This is a genomic window from Pseudomonas sp. GR 6-02 (assembly GCF_001655615.1).
In the GTDB taxonomy this organism is placed as follows: domain Bacteria; phylum Pseudomonadota; class Gammaproteobacteria; order Pseudomonadales; family Pseudomonadaceae; genus Aquipseudomonas.
This window is the reverse complement of record NZ_CP011567.1, coordinates 2935717-2960231: the sequence shown is the minus strand read 5'-3', so window position 1 is coordinate 2960231 and position 24515 is coordinate 2935717. Positions and strand designations below refer to the sequence as shown.

The following is a 24515-nucleotide window of genomic DNA, read 5'->3' as shown; positions in this document are numbered from 1 at the left end:
TACTGAGGCGAGGCGTACAGAGCCGTCAAGCCAATGTAATATCGTGTAAAGATCACGCCTGACGGGGCAAGCTGATTTCCACGGTCAGCCCAGCGGACGGCTCGTTGCGCGCCACAATCGTGCCGCCGTGCATTTCCACGGCCCTTGAGGCGATCGCCAGGCCCAGGCCGAAACCGGCACTGGCCTCGCTCAAGCCACGCTCGAACGGGTGGAAAATGCTCAGCAGCCGCTCGTTTTCAACACCCGCCCCCTGATCGGTAATCCGCACCGTCAGGCAGTCTGCTTCGAGATTGACCTCAGCCGACACAACAACCGCCGTCATCGGTCTGGTATGGCGCACCGCGTTGCGAATGACGTTCTCGAAACACCGATACAGCAACTCGCCGCTGACCCGACTGACAAAGGCCGGGCACGCCTGCAGACTGACCCGGCAACCTTTCATTCCCGCCTCGAATTGAGCGTCCTCGACGATCACCGCCAGCAACTCGATGATGTCGAGTGGCTCGCGGTCGATACTCTCGGGCCGGCCCTGCATGCGCGCCAGGGTCAACAACGCCTCGATCAACGTATCCATTCGCACCGATTCGCGCTGGATGCGCTCCACCATTTCCTGGCGGGCCGGTTCTTGCTGCAACAGCCCGATGGCAGCTTGCATGCGCGTCAACGGTGAGCGAAGTTCGTGAGAGATGTCATGCAACAGGTGTTGCTGGGCCTCCACCAGCAGTTTCAGCTGGTTGGCCATTCGGTCACAGTCCCCGGCCAGATCGACGATTTCATCGCGGCGCCCGCCCATCATCGGTTTGACCCGGGTTTCGAAGCGCCCCTTGGCCACATCGCTCATCGCCCGCCGGAGATAGGCCAACGGCCACGCCAGGTAATACGCCATATACCCGCTGAACAGCGCACTCATCACCGTGCCGATGATCAGCGGGATCGAACGCCCCGGCCCTTGCTCACCTTCTTTGCCAAGGGGCTGTGAGGATCTGAGCGAGAGGGCCAGACCGTCCTTGCTGATGACCGTTCGCTCAAACGCTGGCCGCGGAACCGGCGACCCAGCCAGCAGTTGACCGGCACTGTCATAGACACCAATGGTTTCGTCACCGGGGTGCCGCCACACTGTCAGCAATTGCCTTCCCGACTCGACGCCGAATTGTCGCAGCAGCTGTTCCTCGCTGGCCAGGATGGCCTCCAAATGAGGATCGCCAGGCCCGTGATTACCCAGTACCAGAATGCCCACCCCGACCAGAAACGTCAGGCTCGTGGCGAGCCAAAACGCCAGGAACAGTTTCCAGAACAGCCGACTGGGTTTCATCATTCGGCGATCAACAGATAACCGAGGCCACGCACGCTCTGAATCCAGGCCTTGGCGTCAGGGCGCGGACCGAGCTTCTGGCGAATGCTGCTGATATGCACGTCGATGCGCCGGTCGTAGCGGGTCAAGGGACAGCCCAAGGCATTGAGCGACAGGTCCTGTTTGCTCACCACCTGCCCGGCACAGCGGGCCAGTTCTTCGAGCAGGCTGAACTCGGTACTGGTCACCCCCAGCTCGCGCCCCTGCCACTGGGCCTGGCGCTTGCCGGGCCACAAGACCAGCGGGCCGGTCCTGATCACTTCGGTGGTGGGCTGATCCGCCGGTTGCACCCGGCGCATGATTGCCCGCAAACGCGCCACCAGTTCCCCCGGTGAACTGGGTTTGGGCACGTAGTCATCGGCCCCCAGTTCCAGGCCGGTGATCTTGTCGATGTTATCGCCACGGGCCGTGAGCAATACCACCGGCACCTGGCTCACGGCGCGAATGCGCCTGAGCACCTCGATACCCGACAGGCGTGGCAGCATCACGTCCAGCACCACAATGCTGTAGCGCCCGGACAGTGCTTGAATCTCGCCCTCCTCGCCCGTGTGCACGGCGGTCGCCTCGAAGCCTTCATGCTCCAGATATTGGCTGAGCATTCCAGTCAGTTCCTGGTCATCGTCGACGAGCAATACAGAGATCATGGCGGGCTCTTGAGTGGGGGCCGCGCATTATCGCCCTTGCGCTGCACAGCGTCATCGCCCCGGGCAAACCTTTACCTAACTTGACACTTGGTTAACCGCACCAAACGCACCGAGCTTTTATGCTTCACCTCCACCAGCCTGCTCGCTTCGCGGTAACTCGTCTTGCTGTGAGATATCCGCGCCCGCCTACGCTGCTTGTCGATGTGTTCTGGATAAGATCTTGATGAATTTTTCGCGCCTGCTCTGCTCGGCTGCACTATTGCTCAACGCCACATTTGCGCACGCCCAAGGCTTCAAAATTTCCGATATTCGCATTAATGGCCTGCAACGGGTTTCCGCCGGCAGCGTGTTCGGTGCATTGCCGTTGAACGTCGGTGATGAAGCGGATGATCGTCGTTTGGTGGAGTCCACCCGTGCGTTGTTCAAGACCGGTTTCTTTCAGGATATCCAGCTGGGGCACGACGGTGACGTGCTGATCATCACGGTGGTCGAGCGCCCCTCGGTCGCCAGTATCGAGATCGAAGGCAACAAGGCGATCTCCACTGAAGACCTGATGAAGGGCCTCAAGCAATCCGGTCTGGCCGAAGGCGAGATCTTCCAGCGCGCCACCCTCGAAGGCGTGCGCAACGAGCTGCAGCGCCAATACGTCGCTCAGGGCCGCTACTCGGCGTCGGTCGATGCCGAAGTGATCCCACAACCGCGTAACCGCGTGGGTCTGAAAATCAAGATCGACGAAGGCTCTGTCGCGGCGATCCAACACATCAACGTGGTGGGCAACACGGTCTTTGCTGATGAAGACCTGATCAACCTGTTCGAGCTCAAGACCAGCAACTGGCTGTCGTTCTTCAAGAACGACGACAAGTACGCCCGCGAAAAACTCTCCGGTGATCTGGAGCGCCTGCGCTCCTATTACCTGGATCGCGGCTATATCAACATGGACATCACCTCGACCCAGGTGTCGATCACCCCGGACAAGAAACACGTCTATATCACCGTCAACATCAACGAAGGCGCGAAGTACACCGTTCGTGACGTCAAGCTCAGCGGTGACCTGAAAGTGCCTGAAGACCAGATCAGATCGCTACTGCTGGTTCAGAAAGGCCAGGTGTTTTCCCGCAAGCTGATGACCACCAGCTCGGACTTGATCACCCGTCGCCTGGGCAACGAGGGTTACACCTTTACCAACGTCAATGCGGTCCCCAACCCAAATAATGACGACCATACCGTCGATATCACCTTCGTGGTCGACCCGGGCAAGCGGGCCTACATCAACCGCATCAACTTCCGTGGCAACACCAAGACCGACGACAAAGTGCTGCGTCGCGAAATGCGTCAGATGGAAGGTGGCTGGGCATCGACCTACCTGATCGACCAATCCAAGACCCGTCTGGAACGACTGGGCTTCTTCAAGGAAGTCAACGTCGAGACGCCGGCTGTAGCGGGCGTCGACGACCAGGTTGACGTGAACTACAGCGTCGAAGAGCAGGCCTCCGGTTCGATTAGCGCTAGCGTCGGTTTCTCTCAGAGTTCCGGCCTGATCCTCGGAGGTTCGATCACTCAGAACAACTTCCTGGGCACGGGCAACTACGCCAGCCTGGGCCTGACCCGCTCGGACTACCAAAGCAAGTACAACTTCGGTTTTACCAACCCCTACTTCACGCCGGACGGGGTGAGCCTGGGCTACAACCTGTTCTACAACGCCACCGACTACAGCGATTATTACAGTGACGGCGTTTCGTACTACTCCATCAACAGTTATGGCGCCGGCACTTCACTTGGCTACCCGATCAATGAAACCTCACGGCTGAGTTTCGGCCTGACCGTGCAACACGACAACATCGAGCCAGGCACCTACAGTGCTGATGAGATCTACGATTTCATTGCACGCGAGGGCAAGGAGTTCAACAACTTCAAGGCCAACCTCGGCTGGTCGGAATCGACCCTGAACAAGGGCGTGCTGGCCACCCGTGGACATTCGCAGAACCTCAACCTGACGGTGACAGTGCCCGGCAGTGATCTGAGTTTCTACAAGATCGATTACACCGGGCAGACCTTCCTGCCACTGAGCAACGCCACTTCGCTGCGTTTCCACACCAAGCTCGGTTATGGCAACAGCTACGGCTCGACCGACGGCCTGCCCTTCTATGAAAACTACACGGCCGGTGGCGAAGGTTCGGTGCGCGGCTTTGAAAGCGGCACCCTCGGCCCGCGCAACACCCCGGCCACAGGCACCTATGCCAGTGCCGGCCAGGCGTATTATTCGGATCGGGACACCGACGCATTGGGCGGCAATATCCTCATTACCGGCGGGGTCGAATACCTGTTCCCGATGCCCTTCATCAAAGACAACAAGTCCCTGCGCACTTCGGTTTTCTGGGACGTCGGCAGCGTCTACTCCAACAAGTGCTACCTGAGCACCACCCAGGGTTGCGACGGTGTCGACCTCGGTCAACTGGCCAGTTCCGTGGGGGTCGGCGTCACGTGGTACAGCCCGATGGGACCGTTGAGTTTCAACCTGGCCTTCCCGGTCAAAAAGCCTGAGAACGCTGATACGCAAGTGTTCCAGTTCTCCATGGGGCAGACTTTTTGAACCGGTGAGTCCGCAAGCATTCCACTTCGTTGGTGCACTGACACGATGTGCAGAATGTGGGACAAGCCCGCCCCCACAGGTTTCGCGCTGCCCCCCCCTGCATCATGGCGCTCTCAGTCAACTCTGGCCGTTGTGCTCAAGCATCACGAACGTTCGGGAATTAAAGTCGAAGTGCCAGGGGAGCTACCCCGGCTCACAATTCCAAGAATAGAGCCACTTCGATGAGCCTGAAAAAATCCCTGCCAGTATGCCTGGCACTCAGCTTCGCATCGCTTGCCGTACCAGCAGCAGAGGGGCCTCCACCACCGTCGGTGAGTGAGCCCAGCGGTATCAATCTGGGCGGCACCAGTTTCTACGACGGTTTCGCGGGGCCGCCCGGTCTGTCCCACCTGACCTATCTGAAATTCAGCACCGCACGCAGCATCAGGGACAATGCAGGCAAGGATAATGGCGCCTTCGATAATCCGAAGATCAACGTCATCTCGCTGATCAACCAACTGAGCTATTACTCACCCGACACCATCGGCGGTGGTGCACACCTGGGCTGGAGCTTATTGGTGCCCATCATCTCCCTGGACGGTGACTTTGGCGACAACGGTGCCAAGCTCCAGGATAACGGCACAGGGCTTGGTGATGTCACGGTAGGGCCGCAGATCCAGTTCGACCCGATCGTCGACGCCCACGGCAGGCCCGTGTTTGTGCAGCGTCTGGCTTTCGACACCATCCTTCCAACCGGCAAATACGATAAACATAAAGACCTGAACCCAGGCTCCAACTACTTCTCTCTGAACCCCTACTGGGCCGCGACCTGGATGCCGGCGCCTCGTTGGGAAGTGAGCTGGAGGCTGCACTACCTGTACAACTTCAAGAACAACGATCCGGCGAGCAGTTCGACGCAACTTTTCGAGGGCCAGCCTGTGCGCGACACCCGGGCAGGACAATCGGCGTGGGCCAACTTCACGGCCTCGTATGAAGTGGTCCCCAACGTATCCGTCGGGATCAACGGGTACTACTTCAGGCAAATATCAGATGACGAGGTTAACGGAGGTCGGCTGAGCAACTCTCGGGAAAAGGTGTTGGGCATTGGCCCGGGCCTGTTCTGGAAAATCAGCGATGGCCAGGGCTTCTGGTTGAACACCTATAAAGAGACCGGCGTCGAGAACCGCGCGCAAACGGATTACGCCGTCCAGATCCGATACGCCCACACATTCTGACCGATGTGCGCCCACTCGTGCATGAGCGGGCCCTTTTACCCGAGGTGATGTTTCATGAACGCGCTCGACTCCATTGACAGTAAAAAATCATTGGCCGCTATCTGCCTGATGATGGTCATTTCCTTAGGGACGTTGCAAATCCAGCCTATTCTGGGCGGAGCCTTTATCGACCAACTCGGTTTGCCACTGAATGCCATCGGCGCCATTTTTGCGGCAGAACTGATTGCAATGGCCGTCGCCTGCGGCGTTTGCGCCATGTTGATGGCCAGCGTCGACCGGCGCCGCTTTGCCCTGATTGCCTTGCTGATGCTGGTACTCGGCAATCTGGCCAGTGCTCAACTGCATAGCCAGGGGTTGTTACTGATCTGCCGAATGATATGCGGCGCAAGCGGTGGCGCGGTCATGGCCGTTGTCTATGCCACCGCAGCCCTGCGCACATCCAAGGATTCGACGTTCGCGGTGATAAACATCGGCAACCTGCTCTGGGGGATGCTGCTCGTGAGTTCCATGCCGGTGATTCTGAAATCATTCGGCGTGGCCGGGGCGTTTTATCTCTTGGCCATCGCCAGTGCCCTGGCGATGGTTGGTAGCTGGAGAGTGCCGAGGAGCTATCCCGAGGCACATCGGGCAGCGAGCGGCTCGGTCCCGCCTTTCGGGCTCACATCGATCTTACTGCTGATGCTTTTTACGCTGCTGTTTTTTGGCCATTCCGCACTGTGGGTTTACCAAGAGCGCATCGGTAAAAGCATTGGCCTGGAACCGCAACAGATCGGTGGAATACTGGGGGGCAGCATCCTTGCCGGTGCCCTTGGAGCGGCACTGGCCGGACTTATCGGCAGACGCCTTGGGTTGCTGTTTCCGCAACTACTGAGCTTCGGCACGGCGCTGATTGCGACTCTGGTCATGGTCTATGGCAATACCCCTGTCGCATTTGCGGTCACTGCCTGCCTGATCCATGCAGTATGGTTTTTCAGTCTGCCTTACTTACTGTCCATGGCGGCCGAGCTGGACCCTTCCGGCCGACTGGCCGGGCTGGGTAACGCCGCGATTTTCGTTGGTCAGGGGCTCGGCCCGTTTGGCGCGGCACTCGTGGTAGGCGAAGGACAGTTCCGCGCCGTCGGATGGCTGGCGGCCTCGGCCTACCTGACAGCCCTGCTTATCTCGTGTCTGCTCGTTGCACGTTTTCGTCGTGACGCGAAGCCTTGCGCAACAGCACTGTCGCCTCAGTCGACCTGACCTGATATCAAACAGGAACCCCGTCAATGAACAATCGATACCCATCTTCAGAGGTTATGCCGATGACCACCCCGTTTCCCCAAACCCCTGAATTTTCCGGCGCGCTCTATGCACCCAGTCGGATAGAAGCCGAGGTGTTCGACCTGGAGATTGAAGGCACCCTTCCCGCTTCGATCCGTGGCGCTTTTTATCAGGTTGCGCCAGACCCGCAATACCCGCCGATGCTGGGCTCGGATATTTTCTTCAATGGCGACGGAATGGTCAGCGCGTTCTACTTTGCCGATGGCAAGGTGTCGATACGACGTCGCTACGTAATAACCGACCGGTTGATGGCTCAGCGCCGCGAAGGTCGCTCGCTCAATGGAATCTATCGCAACGTCTACACCAATGATCCACTGGCGGCGAAGAACAACACCACCGCCAATACCAGCGTTGTCGCTCATAACGGTGTGCTGCTTGCACTCAAAGAAGATGCCATGCCCTGGGCAATGGATCTTGAAACACTTGAAACCCTCGGCGAGTGGCATTTTGACGGGCAGATCGAATCAGCGACGTTCACCGCCCACCCCAAGCTCGACCCGGTAACAGGAAACCTCTTGGCCTTCAGCTACGAAGCCAAAGGCGACGGCACACCTGACCTGGCCTATTTCGAACTGTCGCCCGACGGAAAGCTGTTGCACCAAATCTGGTTCCAGGCGCCGTACGCGGCCATGGTTCATGATTTCGCGGTGACTGAACACTACGTGGTGTTCCCGCTGATTCCGTTGACGACCGACCTCGAGCGTATGAAGAAAGGTGGCCAGCATTTCCAATGGCAACCCGATCTGCCTCAGCTCTTCGCCGTCGTACCACGCAATGGGCGCGCGGAGGACGTTCGATGGTTCAAGGGCCCCAAGGACGGTTTCCAGGGCCATACGCTCAACGCGTTCGATGAGGGCGACAAGGTTTACGTAGACATGCCGGTCACCGGCGGGAATATCTTTTACTTCTTTCCCCAGGCCGACGGTCATGTCCCGCCACCCGAAACACTGGCGGCCAGCTTGATGCGCTGGACCTTCGACCTGACCAGCACGCAGGAGGACATTCAACCGCAGCCATTGACGGATTACCCCTGCGAATTCCCAAGGTGCGATGACCGCTACATCGGTCGAAAATATGAGCACGGCTTTGTGCTCGCGTTCGATCCAGAGCGCCCGTACAACCCCGCGAATGGGCCGATTCCGTTTCAATTCTTCAATCTGCTGGCCCATGTGAACCTGAAAACAGGCACCACCGATGCCTGGTTTCCCGGTGACAGCGGATGCTTCCAGGAGCCCATTTTCATTCCGCGCTCCCCTGATGCGCAGGAGGCGGATGGCTACGTCGTTTCCGTTCTCAATCACATCGCGGACGGTCGCAGCGAGCTTGTAGTTCTGGATTCTCGTGACATGGAGAATGGCCCCATTGCACGAATCAAAGTGCCGTTCCGGATGCGCATGTCGCTGCATGGTTGCTGGGTGCCGAGCAAACAATGAACCCATCGGCGACCCACTGAAATGACAGGAAGCCTGTGATTCACCAGGCCGGGATACGGCTCCTGCCCTGACCTTCCAAACACGTCACTGTCTCGTATTGCCTGTTCCGGAGGGTCGGCAAAATGCTGCCAAAAATACACAAAAAAACATAATTCCTGCATTTTGGGATTTTTAATAAATCTCGCTTTACAGGATTAATCTCCACAACTAGATTGAACCTCAACCGCCGCGGCTTACCTGCCGCCATAGCTACATGAGCAGTGCCGAGCTTCTTTGCTCCCTGCGCATGCGCTGATCCTCTATCAAGGAGCACTCAATGAAACTCGCGAGCTTTATTGTTCAAGGCCGTAGCACCTACGGCGTCGTCGATGGCGAGCATGTCATCGATCTGGAGTCGGTCAAGCAAACCTTCGGCACCGATCTCAAGCAGGCTATCGCCAACAATCGCCTGGCCGAACTGAGCCACGAGGTCCTCGCGAGCCTGCCTCGTATCCCATTGGCTGAAGTAACTTTTCTCCCCGTCATCCCGAACCCGGGCAAAGTGCTGTGCATTGGCATCAACTACGCCACACACGTACGTGAAACCGGTCGTGAGATGCCGACCTACCCGATGATTTTCACTCGTTTCGCTGACAGCCAGACTGCCCACCTGCAACCCATCGTTCGCCCGAAGGCCTCGCACAAGCTTGATTTTGAAGGCGAGCTGGCGGTGGTGATCGGCAAACCGGCGCGTCACGTCAAGCAAGCCGACGCGCTGGACTATGTCGCCGGTTACACCTGCTACAACGACGGCAGTGTCCGCGACTGGCAGAAACACACCATTCAATTCGTTCCGGGCAAGAACTTCCCGAACACCGGCGGCTTTGGACCTTGGCTGGTCACCCGCGACGAGATCGGCGATCCGCAGGACCTGGAACTGACTACCCGCCTCAATGGCGAAGTCATGCAGCACACCAGCACCAGCGACATGATTTTCGATGTCCGCGCACTGATCGAATATTGCTCCACCTTCACCGAACTGGCCCCCGGCGATGTGATTGTCAGCGGCACCACCGGCGGCGTCGGCGCGTTCCGTGAACCGCCGGTATGGATGAAACCGGGCGATGAAGTCGAGATCGAAATTTCGCGAATCGGCATCCTGCGCAACAGCATCGTCGACGAGCAGTAAGCCATGGCCACACTACGCGAATCGGAACAATTGCCGGTGCAGGATATCGACAGTAAAGGTTCTAGCCTGGAGCGCATGCTGCGGGTACTCGATCTGTTTACCGAAGAGAGTCCGATCTGGGCTGTCGATGACATGGGCGGTGCATTGGGGTTTACCCGTTCAACCATCTACCGCTATGTGCGCGAACTGGCCGAGGCCAACTTGTTGTTCCAGGTCGGGGCCGGACGTTACGCCCTGGGCGCGAGAATCATTACCTGGGACCGTCAGTTGCGACTGAGCGACCCTTTGGTGCGCGCCGCACAATCATTGGAGCCAAGCCTCCCACGCTGGAGCGAGCAGCAGATCTGGCTGATCTGCCGCCTGTTCAAGGACCAGGTGGTCTGCATTCATCAATACGGCGATTTGTTCAGCGAGGTCAGCTACTCACGCGGCTCACCGAGGCCGTTGTTCCTGGGGGCGACCTCCAAGGCCATCCTCGCCAACATGACCTCGCGTCAACACAGCCAACTCTTCCTGGAAAACCCCGATGAGGTGCGCGCCAGCAACCTTGGTCAGACCTGGGAACAGTTCCGCCGCTCGCTGCAGCGTCTTCGTCATCAGGGCTATGTGGCCAGCGCCGGCGAAGTCGACGCTGGCGTCTATGGCCTCGCCGCTCCGATCTTCGATGGCGATGGCAAAGTCGTCGGCAGCATCAGCTGCGTGCGCCCGATTCAGGAACGTGACAGCACTCAGGAAGAACAGCAAGGACAGCAGGTCCTCGCCCTGGCGCAAAACCTGTCGCAACTCATGGCTGCACTCGCCAACCGCCCCAAGCCATTGGACTGAGCCATCCGGAAGGGAACAACAACAATGACACCCCTCAAAAAAATCAGTACACACGTCTTGATCATCGGCGCCGGGCCCACCGGGCTGACCCTGGCCAACTTGCTTGGCCAAGCCGATGTGGACACCTTGATCATTGATCGCAAGCCGGACACCGTGACCGAGCCGCGGGCCGTTTCGATCGATGACGAATCCTTGCGCACCATGCAGGCCGTCGGACTGGATGAAGCCGTGTTGCGAGATGTAGTGCCGGGCTATGGCGTGCACTACTTCACTCGGCCCGGTGGCCGCTGCTTCGGCAAAGTCGAGCCCACCGGCAAGTTGTATGGGTTCCCCAAGCGCAATGCATTTCGCCAGCCACTGTTTGAACACACCCTGAAAATGGGCCTCGAGCGCTTTGCCAACCTGAAGGCACGGTTCAGCCATGAGCTGCTGGAATTCAGTCAGGATAAGCATGGCGTGCGCGCACTGATCCGTGACGCAGACGGCGAAACTGTCGAAGTCCATGCGGCCTATCTGGTCGCCTGCGACGGTGGTCGTAGCCCGGTGCGCAAGCAACTCGGAATCGAGATGGTTGGCTCGAGCTTCTCCTCGCGCTGGCTGGTGGTCGACACTGATCAGGATGACGATCCGTTCTGGCAAACACGTGTGTACTGCGATGCACGCCGTCCCGTCGTTGAAGTACCCGGCCCCCACCGCACACGCCGCTTCGAGTTTCTGCTCAAGCCGGACGAAACCGATGAGCAGGTACTCGGCGATGCTCGCCTGCAAGCGTTACTTTATCCCTTCAAGGGCAACACCCCGGCGTCCATCGTGCGCAAGACCGTTTATACCTTCCACGCCCGGGTTGCCGAACGGTGGCAAGTGAACCGCGTGTTTCTCGCCGGCGATGCCGCGCATCTGACTCCGCCTTATGCCGGACAGGGCATGAACAGCGGTGTTCGCGATGCCCATAACCTGGCCTGGAAACTGATCGGCGTGCTGAAGGGCAAAATGGCTGAAACGGCTCTACTGTCTTACGAAAGCGAGCGTCGCGATCACGCCTGGGCATTGATCAGACTGGCCTTGAACCTCGGCGTGGTCATGGCGCCGGCAACTGTCTTGCGCGCTCATTTGATCAGCGGTGCATTTGCTTTGATCGGCCTGCTGCCGCCGTTGCGGGACTATTTCCTGCAAATGCGCTTCAAGCCTAAACCCCGATTCACCAAAGGGCTGGTGCTGACCGAAGGTAAAGCCGGGAAACTGTCCTGCGGACACATGTTCCCTCAACCGATGCTCACCGATGCTCAAGGCCAGGAAATTCTGCTCGATGACTCGATCGGTGCCGGCTTCGCCTTGATTCAGTACGGCGATTACAGCCGCCAACGCATCGACGAACTCCAGCATGGCTTGTGGTTCCACCTCGAAGCCAAGCGCATTCTGATCCTTCCCGAGCCTGTCAAAAACATGCCTTCGATGCCTGGCTGCATGGTGCTTCATGACCGCCAGGGTTTGCTCAAAGAAATACTGGGCGATTCAAACACGTTCTTGCTGCTGCGCCCGGATCGCTATATCGCCGCCATTTTCGATAAGGCCGGCGAAACAAAGGCTGCCGAATCTTTGCAGTTGCTGTTCGGCATCGCACAGGCGCGAAACCAAAAAGCCGAATCAAGCATCGCGCCAGTCTTTCCCTGAATTCTTAAAGCCACGGAGGTGTTTATGCAAACCCTACAGACCTGCACCCCTGCACGCCTGTGCTACCTGCATCTGGCGAGCAAAGAGCCGCAACGACAAATCGATTTCTACCGGCGCATGCTGGACATGGAAGGCCTGGCACAGCCCGATGGCAGCTGGATACTCAGTGGCCCGCAACGCGCCATGCTCGTGTCGCCCGCCGATCACAGCGGCCTGCTTGCGGCGGCCTATGCCCTGGGCGATCAGGCTCGGCTGGGAGAACTGCGCGCCCGCCTGAACGAGAACGGCTGTGCTGTCGAAGACATCGACTCGCCGTTGCTCGAACCGGATGCCTTTGTGCTTCGTGACCCTCAAGGCCGACAAACGATATTTGGCGTGTCCCGCATTGATCCCGGTGTCGACCGTCAAGGCATGCCGGGCCGCTTGCAGCACGTGGTATTCCAGACCACTGAACTGGAAGCCATGATCGATTTCTACGTCAATAAGGTCGGGTTTACGGTATCGGACAATGTCGTCGACGAGCAGACCGGCCAGCTCATGGTGTGCTTCCTGCGCTCGGACGATGAACATCATTCGCTGGCATTTTTCCGCGGTTCGAAAAACGAATGGGATCACCACTGCTACGAAACCAATGAATGGAATGACATCCGCGACTGGGGTGATCGCTTCGCCAAGGAACGCATCACCATTTTCTTCGGCCCCGGCCGGCATGGGCCGGGCAACAATCTGTTCTTTATGGTCGTCGATGCCGATCGCAACCGCCTGGAGTTTTCCGCCGAACTCGAAATGACCGATGCCGCCCGCCAACCCGGTGTCTGGCCTCAAGAGGAATACACGCTCAATTCCTGGGGACGCGCCTGGATCAGGAGCTGAGCAGTTTCTACAGACAAGGTTTTGCATCATCCATGTCCTTAATCGACGCGGCCACCTGCCTCCAAAGGTAAGACTATGACGACTCAACATTTGCCCCTCTACGCCATCAACGGCGACCAATACATCAATGGCACCTGGCGTACAGGTCGTTCCTCGCGGCGCCTGGATGACCGTAACCCCTTCAATGGCGAGCAACTGCTGGAAATGCCACTGGCCTCGATTGCCGATCTCGACGATGCCTATCAGGCTGCACATCGTGCGCAAACAGCGTGGGCACAGCTGCATCCGACGCAGCGCAGCGCGCAACTGGAGAAACTCGCTCATGTCATCCTGAACCGCCGCGATGAAATCATCGACTGGCTGATTCGTGAGTCCGGCAGCACGCGCATCAAGGCGAGCATGGAATGGCAGTTCACCCTGAACCTGGTGCGTGAGTGCGCAACGTTGCCGATGCAGGTTGAAGGACGGATCCTGACGAGCTACAAGCCCGGTGAACAGAGCTTTGTCTTCCGTGAACCGCTGGGTGTTGTCGGGGTGATCAGCCCATGGAATTTTCCGTTGTACCTGAGCATGCGTTCGGTGGTCCCGGCACTCGCGCTTGGCAACACAGTGGTGCTTAAACCCGCCAGCGACACGGCCGTAACAGGCGGCCTGCTGATTGCTCATTTGTTCGAAGACGCAGGCTTCCCGGAGGGTTCGCTCAATGTCGTGGTCGGTGCAGGTTCGGAGATTGGCGATGCCTTCGTCGAACACCCGGTGCCAAGCCTGATTTCCTTCACCGGCTCAACCGATGTCGGTCGCAATGTCGGCCGGATTGCGACTGGCGGCAAACACATCAAGCGCGTTGCGCTGGAGTTGGGCGGCAATGCTCCACTGGTGGTCCTGGATGACGCGGATATTGATATAGCCGCGCACGCAGCAGTGGTCGGGCGTTTCCTGCATCAGGGCCAGATCTGCATGAGCGTCAACCGGGTGATCGTCAACCGCTCGCTGTATGCGGACTTCACCGCGCTGGTGGTGGAGCGAGTGCGCAAGCTCAAGACCGGCGACCCGGCCCACGCAGACACCGTGATCGGGCCGGTGGTCAATCAGAACCAGCTCGATGGCCTGTTGCGTAAAATCGATGCCGCCGAGAATGCGGGCCTCAAGCGGTTGTGTGGCGGCCCAGCGTCCGGGTTGGTGTTGCCTGCGCATGTCTTCGGTGAAGTCGGGGTCGATCAGGAACTGGCACGTGATGAAACCTTCGGGCCGTTGCTGCCGCTGCTGATCGCAGAAAACGAAGCGCATGCGTTGGAGTTGGCCAACGCCAGCGAATATGGCCTGTCCAGCGCGGTATTCACCCGGGACATGGCCCGAGGCTTGAACTTCGCCCGTGGCATCGTGGCCGGGATGACCCATATCAACGACATCACCGTCGACGACCAGCCCAATGCGCCCTTCGGCGGCGAAAAGAACTCCGGCCTCGGGCGTTTCAATGGTCACTACGCCCTGGATGAATTCACCCGCGCCCATTGGGTCACCTGGCAACCGGGGAGCCACCACTACCCTTTCTGATTCTTGATCGATACTGACCGGACTAAAATTGGGCAAGTGTTGACCCATTTGCCCAATCTACAAAAACAATAAGAAAAGAGGCGAAAAAATGAGTCATTTAGCCTGTGTGTCCACCGATCAGGTTGTTCGCTCCGACCGGCTGATGAAGTGGAAAGAGTTCATGAGCGATCACTTGGGGCGCACGCCGGACTACATCAAGCGTCTGGAATCGACATTCATCGACCCGTTGCATAACAGCAACTTTCAAGGCCGGCTGGAATATGGTGATCTGGGTCAGCTCGGCTTCTGCCGCATGACCGCCAGTGCCCATCGCTACTCACGCCATCTGAGCAAAGCGGTCGACTCACCCGATACGCCGCGCATGCTGATTCTGCAGATCGCCGGCGTCAGTCATTTCGAACAAGGTCGGCACTGCAGCGCATTAGCGCCTGACGAGATGCTGTTGGTCGACAGCGGCCAGCCCTTCAGCGTCACCAGCACTCAAGGTTGCGAACATTTTATCCTGCTCTTCAAGGGGCCGGCCCGACAGCCACCGCAAGCGGGCGATGTTCACCTGAACGGGCGCAATGGATTGGGCCGCATGTTGATGCATCTGATCAGTGATGCGTACAGCCAGTACCCACTGCTCAACAATCATTCGGCCGAACTGATCGGCAACAGCATCGTGGGGCTTCTGGATAACGCCCTGAAGAACAAACAGGAAGAAAAACAACTCGAACACGATTTCCGCTTCTTCAAGCAAAACCGCCTCAAGGCGTATATCGAGCGCCACCTGGCCGACCGCGACCTGACCATCGAGCGCATCGCCAGCGTCGAGCAATGCTCGGTGCGCAGTTTGCACCGCGCCTTTCAGGAGGAGCTCGGCTGCAGTATCAGCGAATACATCTGGCAACGGCGCCTGTCGCGCTGCGCCGAAGATCTGCGCAGCCGGGAACATGCCCATCGCTCACTCACCGACATCGCCTTTGCCTGGGGCTATGGCAGCAGTGCTCATTTCAGCAGACAGTTCAAATCGGCATTCGGCATATCGCCCAAGCTGTTCCGCGATACCCAGGCCCGATCCTGACGCCACCTGCTGCTCGCCCATTGTGATGCGGGTGCACAACAGGTACTGGCCCCGCAAAACACATTCACTTGGGAGGTAGATGTGTCCCGCCACAAAGTCTGCGTAAAATACGGCGTCGATGCCGAATCCAATACAAAAACAGACTCATCATCCCTGTGATCAATACCACCGGTGAATTGTGGCTCCCCCCTACTTTCAATGCCTGAATGATCAACCATGAGCGGGAGTTCACGGATCTCAACTGCCCGTACAAAGACGCTTTGCAGGTTGTGCCTGTCGATCTCGCTGCTGATTGCCTGTCACGCGAGTGGCGCGCCCTTGCCGCTCGAACTGTATATCCCGGACGCTCCACCCCTGACGTTCGTCGATGGCTCCAAAGGCCACGGCATGGTCGGCGAGGCCGTGATGACCGCCATTGCCAACGCCGGCTATGTCGCGCATGTCCATGTGCTTCCCTGGGCCAGATCGCAGAAACATGTCAGCGAGACTCAGGACATCCTGATCGCCCCTTTGTCACGCACGCAGGAACGTGAAGATCGCTTCACCTGGATCGCGCCGATCATGCCCATGGAGCGTGCTTTTTTCAGCCTTGACCGGCCGGTGAGCAGCTTCGAGCAAGCGAAACAAACCTACCGGGGGATCGGCGTCGGCCTGGGCAGTGCGCAGGAGGAAATCCTCCGTGAACAAGGCTTCAGCGACGAGCAGATCCACCCCCTGACCATTGGCGACAACCCCGCGCAGATGCTCTTGAAAGGTCGCATCGATGCCTGGTTCAACGGTGTCCCGGAGAGTCGATACATCTGGCCGAAAGTGTCTGAACATACACTGCACATGAGCCCCGTCATGAGCAGTGTGGACCTCTACCTGGCTTGCTCGAAGCAGTGCTCCGCCCAACTGGTGCAAGACTTGCGCGCGGCGGTTGAAACGCTTCGCGATGACGGCACCCTGGCGCGCATACAAAAGCGCTATTTGTCGCCATAGGAATTCTGAGGGCACACGGCTAAACCCATTCAAGGCAGGCATCCCTCCTCCTCTGGCACCTGCAATCCCATGAACCGCCGCACTCTATGAGCCTCGGGCTGCTCGCGGATCGCCTGTGGCGAGGCATCCAGCTGAATGTGGCCGTTTTCCATGAAGATCACCCGGTCGGAAATCGACAGGGCAAAATCCATCTCGTGGGTGACAATCAGCAGGGTCATGCCTTCGCGGGCCAGGTGGCTGATGACCGCGAGTACTTCGCCGACCAGCTCCGGATCCAGCGCCGAGGTCGGTTCGTCGAACAGCAGGATATCCGGGTCCATGGCCATGGCCCGGGCAATCGCCACGCGTTGTTGCTGGCCGCCGGACAGTTGATGCGGATATTTGTGGACATGTGCCAACAGGCCGACCTTGTCGAGTAACTGGCAGGCGCGTTGCTCGCTCAACACACGACCGACACCGTGATAACGGGGAGCGAGGCTGATGTTGTCCAGCAGTGTGCGGTGCGGGAACAGGTTGAAGCTCTGGAACACCATGCCGATGCGCCGTACGCCCTGACGAATCCGACGGCTATCCGGTTTGTCCCAGGCATTGATGAAGCCCTCGCCGAACAACAGGATTTCGCCCTGATCGATGCGTTCCAGGCCATTGACCGTACGAATCAGCGATGTCTTGCCGGAGCCGGACGGGCCGATGATCGAAATCACCTGGCCACTTTGTACCTTCAGGTCGATGCCCTTGAGCACATGATGATCGCCGTAGCGTTTGTGCACGCCCTGCAGTTGCAGGGCCGGGGCGGCGCCTTTGGATGGCGGCTTGAGCTTGCTCGATAGAACAGGCGCCAGACTGTCACGCAGCGCTTGTGTCGAGGCGCTGTCGAGGGTTTGCGGCGTCCGCAGGTTGAGGTCCAGGTAGTGTTCCAGACGCTGCAGGGCAAAGCCGAACAGCGTGACGATCAGCACGTAGTACACACCCACCGCCGCCAGGGTTTCCATCACCAGGAAGTTCTGCGCATACAGGCGCTGGCCGACGGTCAACAGTTCGGTCAATGAAATCACCGAGATCAACGACGTCAGTTTGACCACCGTGATGTATTCGTTGATCAAGGTCGGCAGTGAGATACGAAAGGCCTGGGGAATCACAATCAGCCGTTGCAGGCCGAGCAGGCCGATACCCAGGGCGCGGCCGGCTTCCTTCTGGCCCTTGGCGACCGAGATCAGCCCGCCACGATGAATTTCGGCCATGTAGGCGGCCTCAGTGACCACCAGCGCCAACAGGCCGGAATAGAACGGTACCGACAGCACCGGCCCGGCACCGGGCAGCAACTGCGGCAGGTTGTAGATGAAGACCACCAGCACCAGCAGCGGAATGCTGCGAAAGAACCAGATGTAGAGTGACGCCGGCAGGCGCAGCCAGGGCGAGCCGGACAACTTGGCTGACGCCAGGATGAAGCCCAGCAACATCCCCAGGAACCAGGCCAGGGCGCTCAGTTCGATGACGGTCAGGCTCGCCGCCCAGAAGTCAGTCTTGGAGAACAGCGAAATAAAGTAAGACCAGTCGAATTGCATAGACACCTCGTGCACGCCGCGCCCTCGACCGAGGGCGCGGCTTCAGCCATTACTCGGAGACCGGTTCCAGATCGTATTTTTTGAGAATGGCGGCGTACTCGCCGTTGGCTTTGCTGTCAGCCAGGGCCTTGACCAGCGCCTGATAGGTTGCCTCGGCGTCTTTCTTCACGTAGATGCCCAAGGTCTGCGGGTAAACCAGTTTCTGCGAGCTGACCACGACCCGCCCGTTGGTGCGCTGGGCGATCATGTGCGCGGCACCGGCGATTTCCACCTGGGCCTGGATGTTCTTCGACAGCAGCGCCTGCGTCACTTCGGGAGCCGAGGGGTATTCGTTGACGGTGATCGCGCCTTTGTTGTTCGGAACGCAGTAGTCGCTGGACAACTGGTTGAACTTGGCGACCCAGGTGGTGCCCTGCTCCAGGCCGATCTTCAGGCCGCACAAGTCCTCGGGAACCTGCGGGCTCAACTCACTGCCCTTGGGCACCATGATCGCCGCGCCGGTATTGGCGTAGGCGATAGTGCGGGCCTGGAGCTGGCGCTCGGGGGTGATGTACATGCCGGAAATGATCGCGTCGTAATGCCCGGCGTTGAGGCCGTTGATCAGATTGGGGAACTTGGTGTCGACGAAGTTGGCCTTGACGCTCATCGCCTTGGCCAGGGAGTGGGCCAACTCAGGATCAGAGCCGACCACATTCTTGTCAGCGTCGTAGGACTCGAACGGCGGGTAAGTGATTTCCATACCGACTTTCAACACACCGGGGGTCGCGGTGCTGGCGAAGGCGGTGCTGGCGCAGAACAGGCTGGCGGCGAGCAGGCTCAGTCGGGTCGAGGCGCAATGGATTTTCATGGTGGGAAGCTCCGTGGGTTGTTTTTTAGGAATGAGAGGTGGTGTTCTTCAGGTGGCCGAAACTCGATGGCTTTCGGGCCCGGGACGGCAACTCAAGCTCGCCGTTCTCCACGCGTTTGCGCAGGTACTGGTAGGTCTGTAAGGCCTGGCTCCACATGTGTTCGCCAATCGCCAGCGCCTCGTACTCCCGGTCATCCCTGGCGAAGGCCGGCAGCGGCTTGATCAGCGTGTGATAGTCGCAGGCGTAGAACAGCGGGAAGCTGTAGCGCTCCTGCGCGACCTTGCGCACCCGGTGGGCAGTGGCCACAAAGGCACCCGCGGTCATGACTTCCAGCATGTCGCCGATGTTCACCACGAACGCGTCGGGTAGTGGCGGCGCGTCAATCCACTGCCCCTGATCATTGAGCACCTCCAGCCCCGGTTGATCGGCGTGCAGGATGGTGAAGCACTCGTAGTCGGTATGCGCGCCGATGCCCGGAGCGTCGACGACATCGGCGTCGAAGGGGTAATGGATCAGCCGCAATTTGGAGGGCGGGCGAGTCACCAGCGCGTCGAAGTACCCCTCCTCCAGCCCCAGGGCCAAGGCGAAGCCATCGAACATCCGGCGGCCTAGCGCGAACACCGCCTGATAGTAGTTCTGTACCGCGCTCTGGAAACCCGGCACGTCGGGCCAGTGGTTCGGCCCCAGCAGCGGTGTACGGTTGAGGAACAGCGGGTCATCCGCTGGCACTTCGAAGCCGATATCGAACGCTTCTTTGTGATCCGGCTTGCCCTTGGAATACACCTCCTCGCCTTCGGGCACGAAGCCCTTGTGGCTTTCCGAGGCGCCGATGTAGTGGCGCATCTTGGCGTCCAGCGGTTGCGCAAAATAATCCCTGGCCGCCTGGCGCAGGCCCTCGATCAGCGCCGGATCGATGCCGTGCCCGGTGATGTACAGAAAGCCCACATCGCTGGCGGCGCGGCCCAGTTGCTCGGCCACGGCCAGGCGGTGCTCCAGTTCGATACTGAAGAGCCCGGCGATGTTCACCACCGGAATGCTGTTGAAGTTGGCTTGGGTTGGCGAGGTGTTACGCATGGCGGGCTCCTTCACGGGTGAAACGGTCGAAGTGTTCGCGCTCGGTCCGGGCCATCCACTGGTTCAAGGTCCAGAGGTCGGCCACCGGCATGTTGGTGAAGGGCAAGTGATGCAGATAACCGTCGGCACCGAACTCCGGGGTCAAGGTGCTGACCGGGTAGCCACGTTCGCGCTGAGCGGTCCAGACGGCCTCCCAGTGGCGCTGATGGAACGCCAGTTAACGGGCATATTCCGGTGCGGCGGGATGAGGGACTTGCGGGCCTTGGTCGTAGCCGACCCGCGCCTGGATGTGATGCACGCGTTCGACGAAAGCCGAAAGATCGTCGGCCGGATCGTCCAGCAGTCGCTCACAGCACACCACCCAGTGGCTGATGTCACTGGTGAAACGCAGGTCCGGCAGTTGGCGGATCAGCTCCAGGGTCACCCAAGGGCTGTAAAGGGAACGGGCGCGATGCGTCTCGAAACTGCAGAACACGCCATGCCTGGCGGCCAGTTCCATGGCCTGGCCGAAAAATTCGACCTGCAATGCCTGCGGCCAGCGGTCGTTGCCTGCCAGCAGATTGACGAAACGTGGGGTCAGCTCCGAGGCCCAGCCCAGTTTGCGATCAATGTCGGCCAAGTGTTGGGTGGGCGTGGCGTTCTGGTCGGGCAATACATCGTAGGCACTGAACAGTGTGCAGATGTAGGGAACTTGATTACTGCGCAGGAAAGCGCCGAACTCGCCACGCTCATCGGCCTGCAGTGGCAGGCGCGCTTCGAGGCCATCGAAGCCGGCGGCGAGCAGTTCATCCAGGGCCTGCGCCTTGCTGGCGGTATAGCCCCATAACGTGCGGAAAATTTCTAGCTTCATGCATTCCTCTCGGCTGCGTCAGGCCACCCGCTATTGGGCTGGCGTTACTGGGCAGTCGAAAGAAGTTGCTGCGGGCCGCGGCTCTGATGGCTGCGGTCCCGTGTGACGAATCCTAAGGCTAGGGCGACAAGCGATTGAATAGGCTGCAGCAAATAGTTAGTTCAGAAATTCATGAACTAACGATGCCGGATTTTCTCGCGTTGTGTAAGCCGCAATGCGATCCGTAGCAGCTGTCGAACCTGCGCTCGCTGTAGCAGCTGTCGAGCTTGCGAGGCTGCGTTCGGCTGCGAAGCAGTCGTGAGTCCGGCTGATGTGGTCTGCCTGACACATCGCGAGCTCTGGTTTTACGACTGCTTCGCAGCCGAACGCAGCCTCGCAGGCTCGGCAGCTGCTACCAAGTGTGCGCCCGGTGCGGATGGGCACGAACCAGAACAGAGCACGGCGGCTCTGCCATTCCCGCGACTGGTGCGTTGCTCGCCTGTGCGGCCTTCACAGCCCTGTAGCCATCAGATGCAATTCTCCTTCCACCGCGGGGTGACAGGCTGATCCGTTGTCGAACGCAAAGGCTGGCAAACAACTTGCTTAGGCTTTTGATCAGGCTTGAGCCATCAACACCGATGGTTTGGCAAACATCTCGGACAACGGCGTCCGCTCCCCTGCCCATTGCGGCAGGAGAGCGTGCGCCGTTTTTGCTTTCATCCCGGCATCAGAAGGAAATCCTCATGTCCGCTCAAGGAATGCACCCACCGGGTCACGCCATCGTTCATCTGCGCAGCGATGGCGGCACATCGCACCCGGCCGGCACATCATTCGCCAAAGCCTTGTTCGAACCTGGCAGAGCCCTGCTCGAACGCAGCAGGATCGGCTTCTGGCTACCGCTCGGTTTGGCCCTCGGCGCCTGTGGTCTCGCACTGGCCGAACAGCCCGCAAGCGCATTGGCCCTGATACCTGGCGTGCTGTACCTGGGATGCGCCTGGCAGCTGCGCGAGCGTCATCAACGCCAGCTACAGACATTCTGGGACACGGAACTGGCACAACTGCTGCGCAGCTCCCGGGATACCGACCCTGCGACACTGCTGGTGGCCGCCAGCCTGCAACTGCGCAACAACGAACGCTTGCGCAGCGAAGTGCAGTTCGCCAGCCGTGCCCTGGAGCAGATGGCCCAACAGGCCCGCGATCAAGGTGCGGAACAGAGCCAACGCATCGCCATGATCGCCGCCGCCAGCGAACAGATCGATCAGACCCTGCACAGCATCGATGCCTTGGCCAAGGGCGCGCTGGCAGCCTTCGCCAACGCTCACACCCAGAGCGAAACCGGTTGCCTGGAGGCGCGCTCAGTGGGTGACAGCATGCGCGTCATTCAGCACCGCCTGGGCAATACCGCACACGCCGTGGAAGCGTTGCTGCAGCGCACGACCGCCGTGGAAAGCACGGTCAACAGCATTCAGGCATTGGCCAAACAGACCCAGTTGCTGGCGCTCAATGCCTCCATCGAGGCGGCCCGCGCCGGCGAGCACGGGCGCGGTTTCGCCGTGGTCGCCGATGAGGTCCGCAGCCTGGCCCAGGCCACCGACCGGGCGACCCACGAAATCACCAGCGCCGCGACGGCGATTGCCCTGGCCGTGCGCCAGGTGGATGGCGAGGTCAAGGAACACCGCGATCTGCTGGCAGCCGGGAGTGAACAGAGCGAGCAGCTCGCCGCCAACCTCGACGACCTGGCGCAACATAGCCAGACCAATCTGCAACAGCTCGGCGCCATGCAACAGGCGCTCAGCGAGTATCAGCTAGCCAATCATGCCCTCAGCGAACAGTTGCAACAGGTCAATGGCGCGGTGCAGGAACAGAGCACGCAAACCAATGTGCTGCACGACCTGACCCGTTATCTCAACCAGGTCACCGTCGGAAGCCGCCCATGAATCCAGCATTCGCCACAGCATTCGACGATGGGCCGTCCCGCCAAGTCCGTCTGCCACAGGGTGATACGGGACTAAGGCAGGCGCTGTTGCTCGGTCTCGACCTGCTGCAAGGACTACAGCAGCATCGCGGTCTCGGCGGACAAGTCACCCGCGAGGCGCAACAACGTTGCCAGGCATTGGGGCACGCGCTCGACCAACGCTGGAGGGAGTGGCCGTATTCCGCACAGTGCCAGGCCTGGGGCGCGTTACGTCGCGACCCGGCGGATTTCGATGGCCATTGCCGATTGCTGCAGGACCTGCTCGGCGCCATCCAGCACCTCGAACTGCAACGCTGTGCGCTCAGCCTGGCGCGCCCGAGCATCGCCGCGCGCTGCTGGGAACTTGAAGAGCTGGGACGACTGCGCGGGCTGTCGGTACGCGCCGCCGCCCATCGAAGTTGCCCATTGGAAATGCTGATTCAATTGCAGTACCTGCACGAACGCTTGCTCAAGCACGCTCCCCATTCGCTGCACACTGCGCTCGAACAACTGCAACGCTGCCTGATCGGGACAACCACCGTGTCCATCACCCCGGCGCAGTGCTATGCCCTCCTCACCCCATTGCTCGACGAACGCCTGGACGCCATTCGCCGGGATCTGGATTGAGGCTGCCGCCACCAGAACAGAGATCCGCAACAGCTCGTTCCTTTACCGTAGATTCGCTACTATGTTTGCACCGCTTTCCTTGTCGGCGGATTTCTTCACTCTGGAGCCCGAATGCCTAGTCAAAAGGACATCGCCGCCGAAAGCGGCGCACCGATGATTCCTGAACAGCGCCGTGAATTGATGCTGCGCCAATTGCGCAAGCATCAGGTGCTGAGCGTTCATCAGTTGATGGAAATGTTCGACTGCTCGCACATGACCATCCGCCGCGATATCGCGCTGCTTGAACAGGAAGGCCGTGCTTACTCGGTCACTGGCGGCGTGCGAATTGCCAGCCAGCTCCACAGCGAGCCCAGTCATCAGTTCAAGGCGGTGGTCGAGTTGCCGCAGAAGCAGGCGATGGCCAAGCTGGCCGCGCGGCTACTGCATGCCGATATGACGGTTTATCTGGATGCGGGGACCAGCACACTGGAAATCGTCCCGTACATCAAGGCGCTGTCGGGAATGACCGTGGTGACCAACGACTTCGGGATTGTCCAAGCGCTGATCGATGCGCCCCATGTCACGGTGATTCACACCGGCGGGCAACTGGATCATTCGAATCAATCGTGCGTGGGCGGTCTGGCGGTGGCCACCTTGCGTCAGATCGTCACCGATATCGCTTTCATTTCCACCAGCTCCTGGGATTTGCGTCGCGGCCTCACCACGCCGTCGGCGCTGAAGGTGGAGGTCAAGCAAGTCGCGATGCAATCGGCCTCGCAAGTGGTGCTGGTGGCCAGCAGTTCGAAGTACGGCACGTTCAGCATGTACCGGATCGCCGGGCTCGAGCAGTTCGACATCATCCTCAGCGACGACGCACTGACCCCTGCCGCGGCCGATAGCATCCGCAAGCAGGGTGTCGAACTGCTGTTGCCTTCCGATAACAACCTGTAAG

At 59.5% G+C, this 24515-nt stretch carries 19 protein-coding genes and 1 pseudogene; 14 read left to right on the top strand and 6 right to left on the bottom strand.

Going from position 1 to position 24515, the window contains the following annotated elements:
* Positions 1-52: 52 nt before the first annotated feature.
* Together PGR6_RS13095 and PGR6_RS13090 are read right to left on the bottom strand one after the other, a co-directional pair.
* Positions 53-1315, bottom strand: a complete 1263-nt coding sequence (locus tag PGR6_RS13095) for a HAMP domain-containing sensor histidine kinase (protein WP_018928955.1) — start codon at positions 1313-1315, stop codon at positions 53-55.
* The gene (locus tag PGR6_RS13090; RefSeq protein WP_064617561.1) at positions 1312-1995 is read right to left on the bottom strand and encodes a response regulator transcription factor; all 684 of its coding nucleotides are present in this window, start codon (positions 1993-1995) and stop codon (positions 1312-1314) included. The genes PGR6_RS13095 and PGR6_RS13090 overlap by 4 nt, the downstream gene beginning before the upstream one ends.
* A 223-nt stretch (positions 1996-2218) precedes the next feature.
* Between PGR6_RS13090 and bamA the strand changes: the two genes are divergently transcribed.
* The 11 genes from bamA to PGR6_RS13035 all read left to right on the top strand — a co-directional run bounded on the left by bamA (position 2219) and on the right by PGR6_RS13035 (position 16687).
* Complete coding sequence (bamA, locus tag PGR6_RS13085; RefSeq protein WP_064617559.1) at positions 2219-4585, top strand: outer membrane protein assembly factor BamA; 2367 nt, start codon at positions 2219-2221, stop codon at positions 4583-4585.
* A gap of 221 nt (positions 4586-4806) precedes the next feature.
* Positions 4807-5799, top strand: a complete 993-nt coding sequence (locus tag PGR6_RS13080; RefSeq protein ID WP_064617557.1) for a SphA family protein — start codon at positions 4807-4809, stop codon at positions 5797-5799.
* Positions 5800-5853: 54 nt separating this feature from the next.
* Positions 5854-7035: an MFS transporter gene (locus PGR6_RS13075; protein ID WP_064617555.1), complete on the top strand. Its 1182-nt coding sequence runs from the start codon at positions 5854-5856 to the stop codon at positions 7033-7035.
* A 62-nt stretch (positions 7036-7097) separates the two neighbouring features.
* Positions 7098-8549 (top strand): carotenoid oxygenase family protein, encoded by a 1452-nt coding sequence (locus PGR6_RS13070; RefSeq protein ID WP_064621263.1) that lies wholly within the window; start codon positions 7098-7100, stop codon positions 8547-8549.
* A 316-nt stretch (positions 8550-8865) separates the two neighbouring features.
* Positions 8866-9717, top strand: coding sequence for a fumarylacetoacetate hydrolase family protein (locus tag PGR6_RS13065; RefSeq protein ID WP_018928949.1), 852 nt, complete (start codon positions 8866-8868; stop codon positions 9715-9717).
* A gap of 3 nt (positions 9718-9720) precedes the next feature.
* A complete protein-coding gene (locus PGR6_RS13060; RefSeq protein WP_028940728.1) occupies positions 9721-10542 on the top strand; it encodes an IclR family transcriptional regulator in 822 nt (273 codons plus the stop codon).
* 24 nt (positions 10543-10566) lie between these two features.
* Positions 10567-12213, top strand: coding sequence for a bifunctional 3-(3-hydroxy-phenyl)propionate/3-hydroxycinnamic acid hydroxylase (locus tag PGR6_RS13055; protein ID WP_018928947.1), 1647 nt, complete (start codon positions 10567-10569; stop codon positions 12211-12213).
* A 24-nt stretch (positions 12214-12237) separates the two neighbouring features.
* Positions 12238-13086, top strand: a complete 849-nt coding sequence (locus PGR6_RS13050) for a VOC family protein (protein WP_064617552.1) — start codon at positions 12238-12240, stop codon at positions 13084-13086.
* 75 nt (positions 13087-13161) lie between these two features.
* Complete coding sequence (locus PGR6_RS13045; RefSeq protein WP_064617550.1) at positions 13162-14640, top strand: aldehyde dehydrogenase family protein; 1479 nt, start codon at positions 13162-13164, stop codon at positions 14638-14640.
* An 88-nt stretch (positions 14641-14728) separates the two neighbouring features.
* Positions 14729-15706: a helix-turn-helix domain-containing protein gene (locus tag PGR6_RS13040; RefSeq protein ID WP_018928944.1), complete on the top strand. Its 978-nt coding sequence runs from the start codon at positions 14729-14731 to the stop codon at positions 15704-15706.
* Between the two features lie 216 nt (positions 15707-15922).
* Positions 15923-16687: a substrate-binding periplasmic protein gene (locus PGR6_RS13035; protein WP_064617548.1), complete on the top strand. Its 765-nt coding sequence runs from the start codon at positions 15923-15925 to the stop codon at positions 16685-16687.
* Between the two features lie 29 nt (positions 16688-16716).
* On the opposite strand, the gene PGR6_RS13030 is transcribed toward PGR6_RS13035, so the two are convergent.
* The 4 genes and pseudogenes from PGR6_RS13030 to PGR6_RS13015 all read right to left on the bottom strand — a co-directional run bounded on the left by PGR6_RS13030 (position 16717) and on the right by PGR6_RS13015 (position 21024).
* Positions 16717-18252, bottom strand: coding sequence for an amino acid ABC transporter permease/ATP-binding protein (locus tag PGR6_RS13030; RefSeq protein ID WP_064617546.1), 1536 nt, complete (start codon positions 18250-18252; stop codon positions 16717-16719).
* A gap of 49 nt (positions 18253-18301) precedes the next feature.
* Positions 18302-19099 (bottom strand): transporter substrate-binding domain-containing protein, encoded by a 798-nt coding sequence (locus tag PGR6_RS13025; RefSeq protein ID WP_064617543.1) that lies wholly within the window; start codon positions 19097-19099, stop codon positions 18302-18304.
* A gap of 25 nt (positions 19100-19124) precedes the next feature.
* Entirely contained in the window at positions 19125-20174 is a 1050-nt protein-coding gene (locus PGR6_RS13020; RefSeq protein WP_064617541.1) for an isopenicillin N synthase family dioxygenase, read from the bottom strand.
* A pseudogene (locus PGR6_RS13015) lies at positions 20167-21024 on the bottom strand (sugar phosphate isomerase/epimerase family protein). Before PGR6_RS13015 ends, PGR6_RS13020 begins: the two are co-directional and overlap by 8 nt.
* Positions 21025-21641: 617 nt before the next feature.
* Here PGR6_RS13015 and PGR6_RS13010 point away from each other — a divergent pair.
* From PGR6_RS13010 to PGR6_RS13000, 3 genes are all read left to right on the top strand, one after another.
* Positions 21642-22940 carry a methyl-accepting chemotaxis protein gene (locus PGR6_RS13010; protein ID WP_442963843.1) on the top strand — a complete coding sequence of 433 codons (1299 nt, stop codon included), beginning with the start codon at positions 21642-21644 and terminating at the stop codon, positions 22938-22940.
* An 86-nt stretch (positions 22941-23026) separates the two neighbouring features.
* A complete protein-coding gene (locus PGR6_RS13005; protein ID WP_064621261.1) occupies positions 23027-23584 on the top strand; it encodes a hypothetical protein in 558 nt (185 codons plus the stop codon).
* Between the two features lie 111 nt (positions 23585-23695).
* The gene (locus PGR6_RS13000; RefSeq protein ID WP_018928936.1) at positions 23696-24514 is read left to right on the top strand and encodes a DeoR/GlpR family DNA-binding transcription regulator; all 819 of its coding nucleotides are present in this window, start codon (positions 23696-23698) and stop codon (positions 24512-24514) included.
* Position 24515 lies beyond the last annotated feature (1 nt).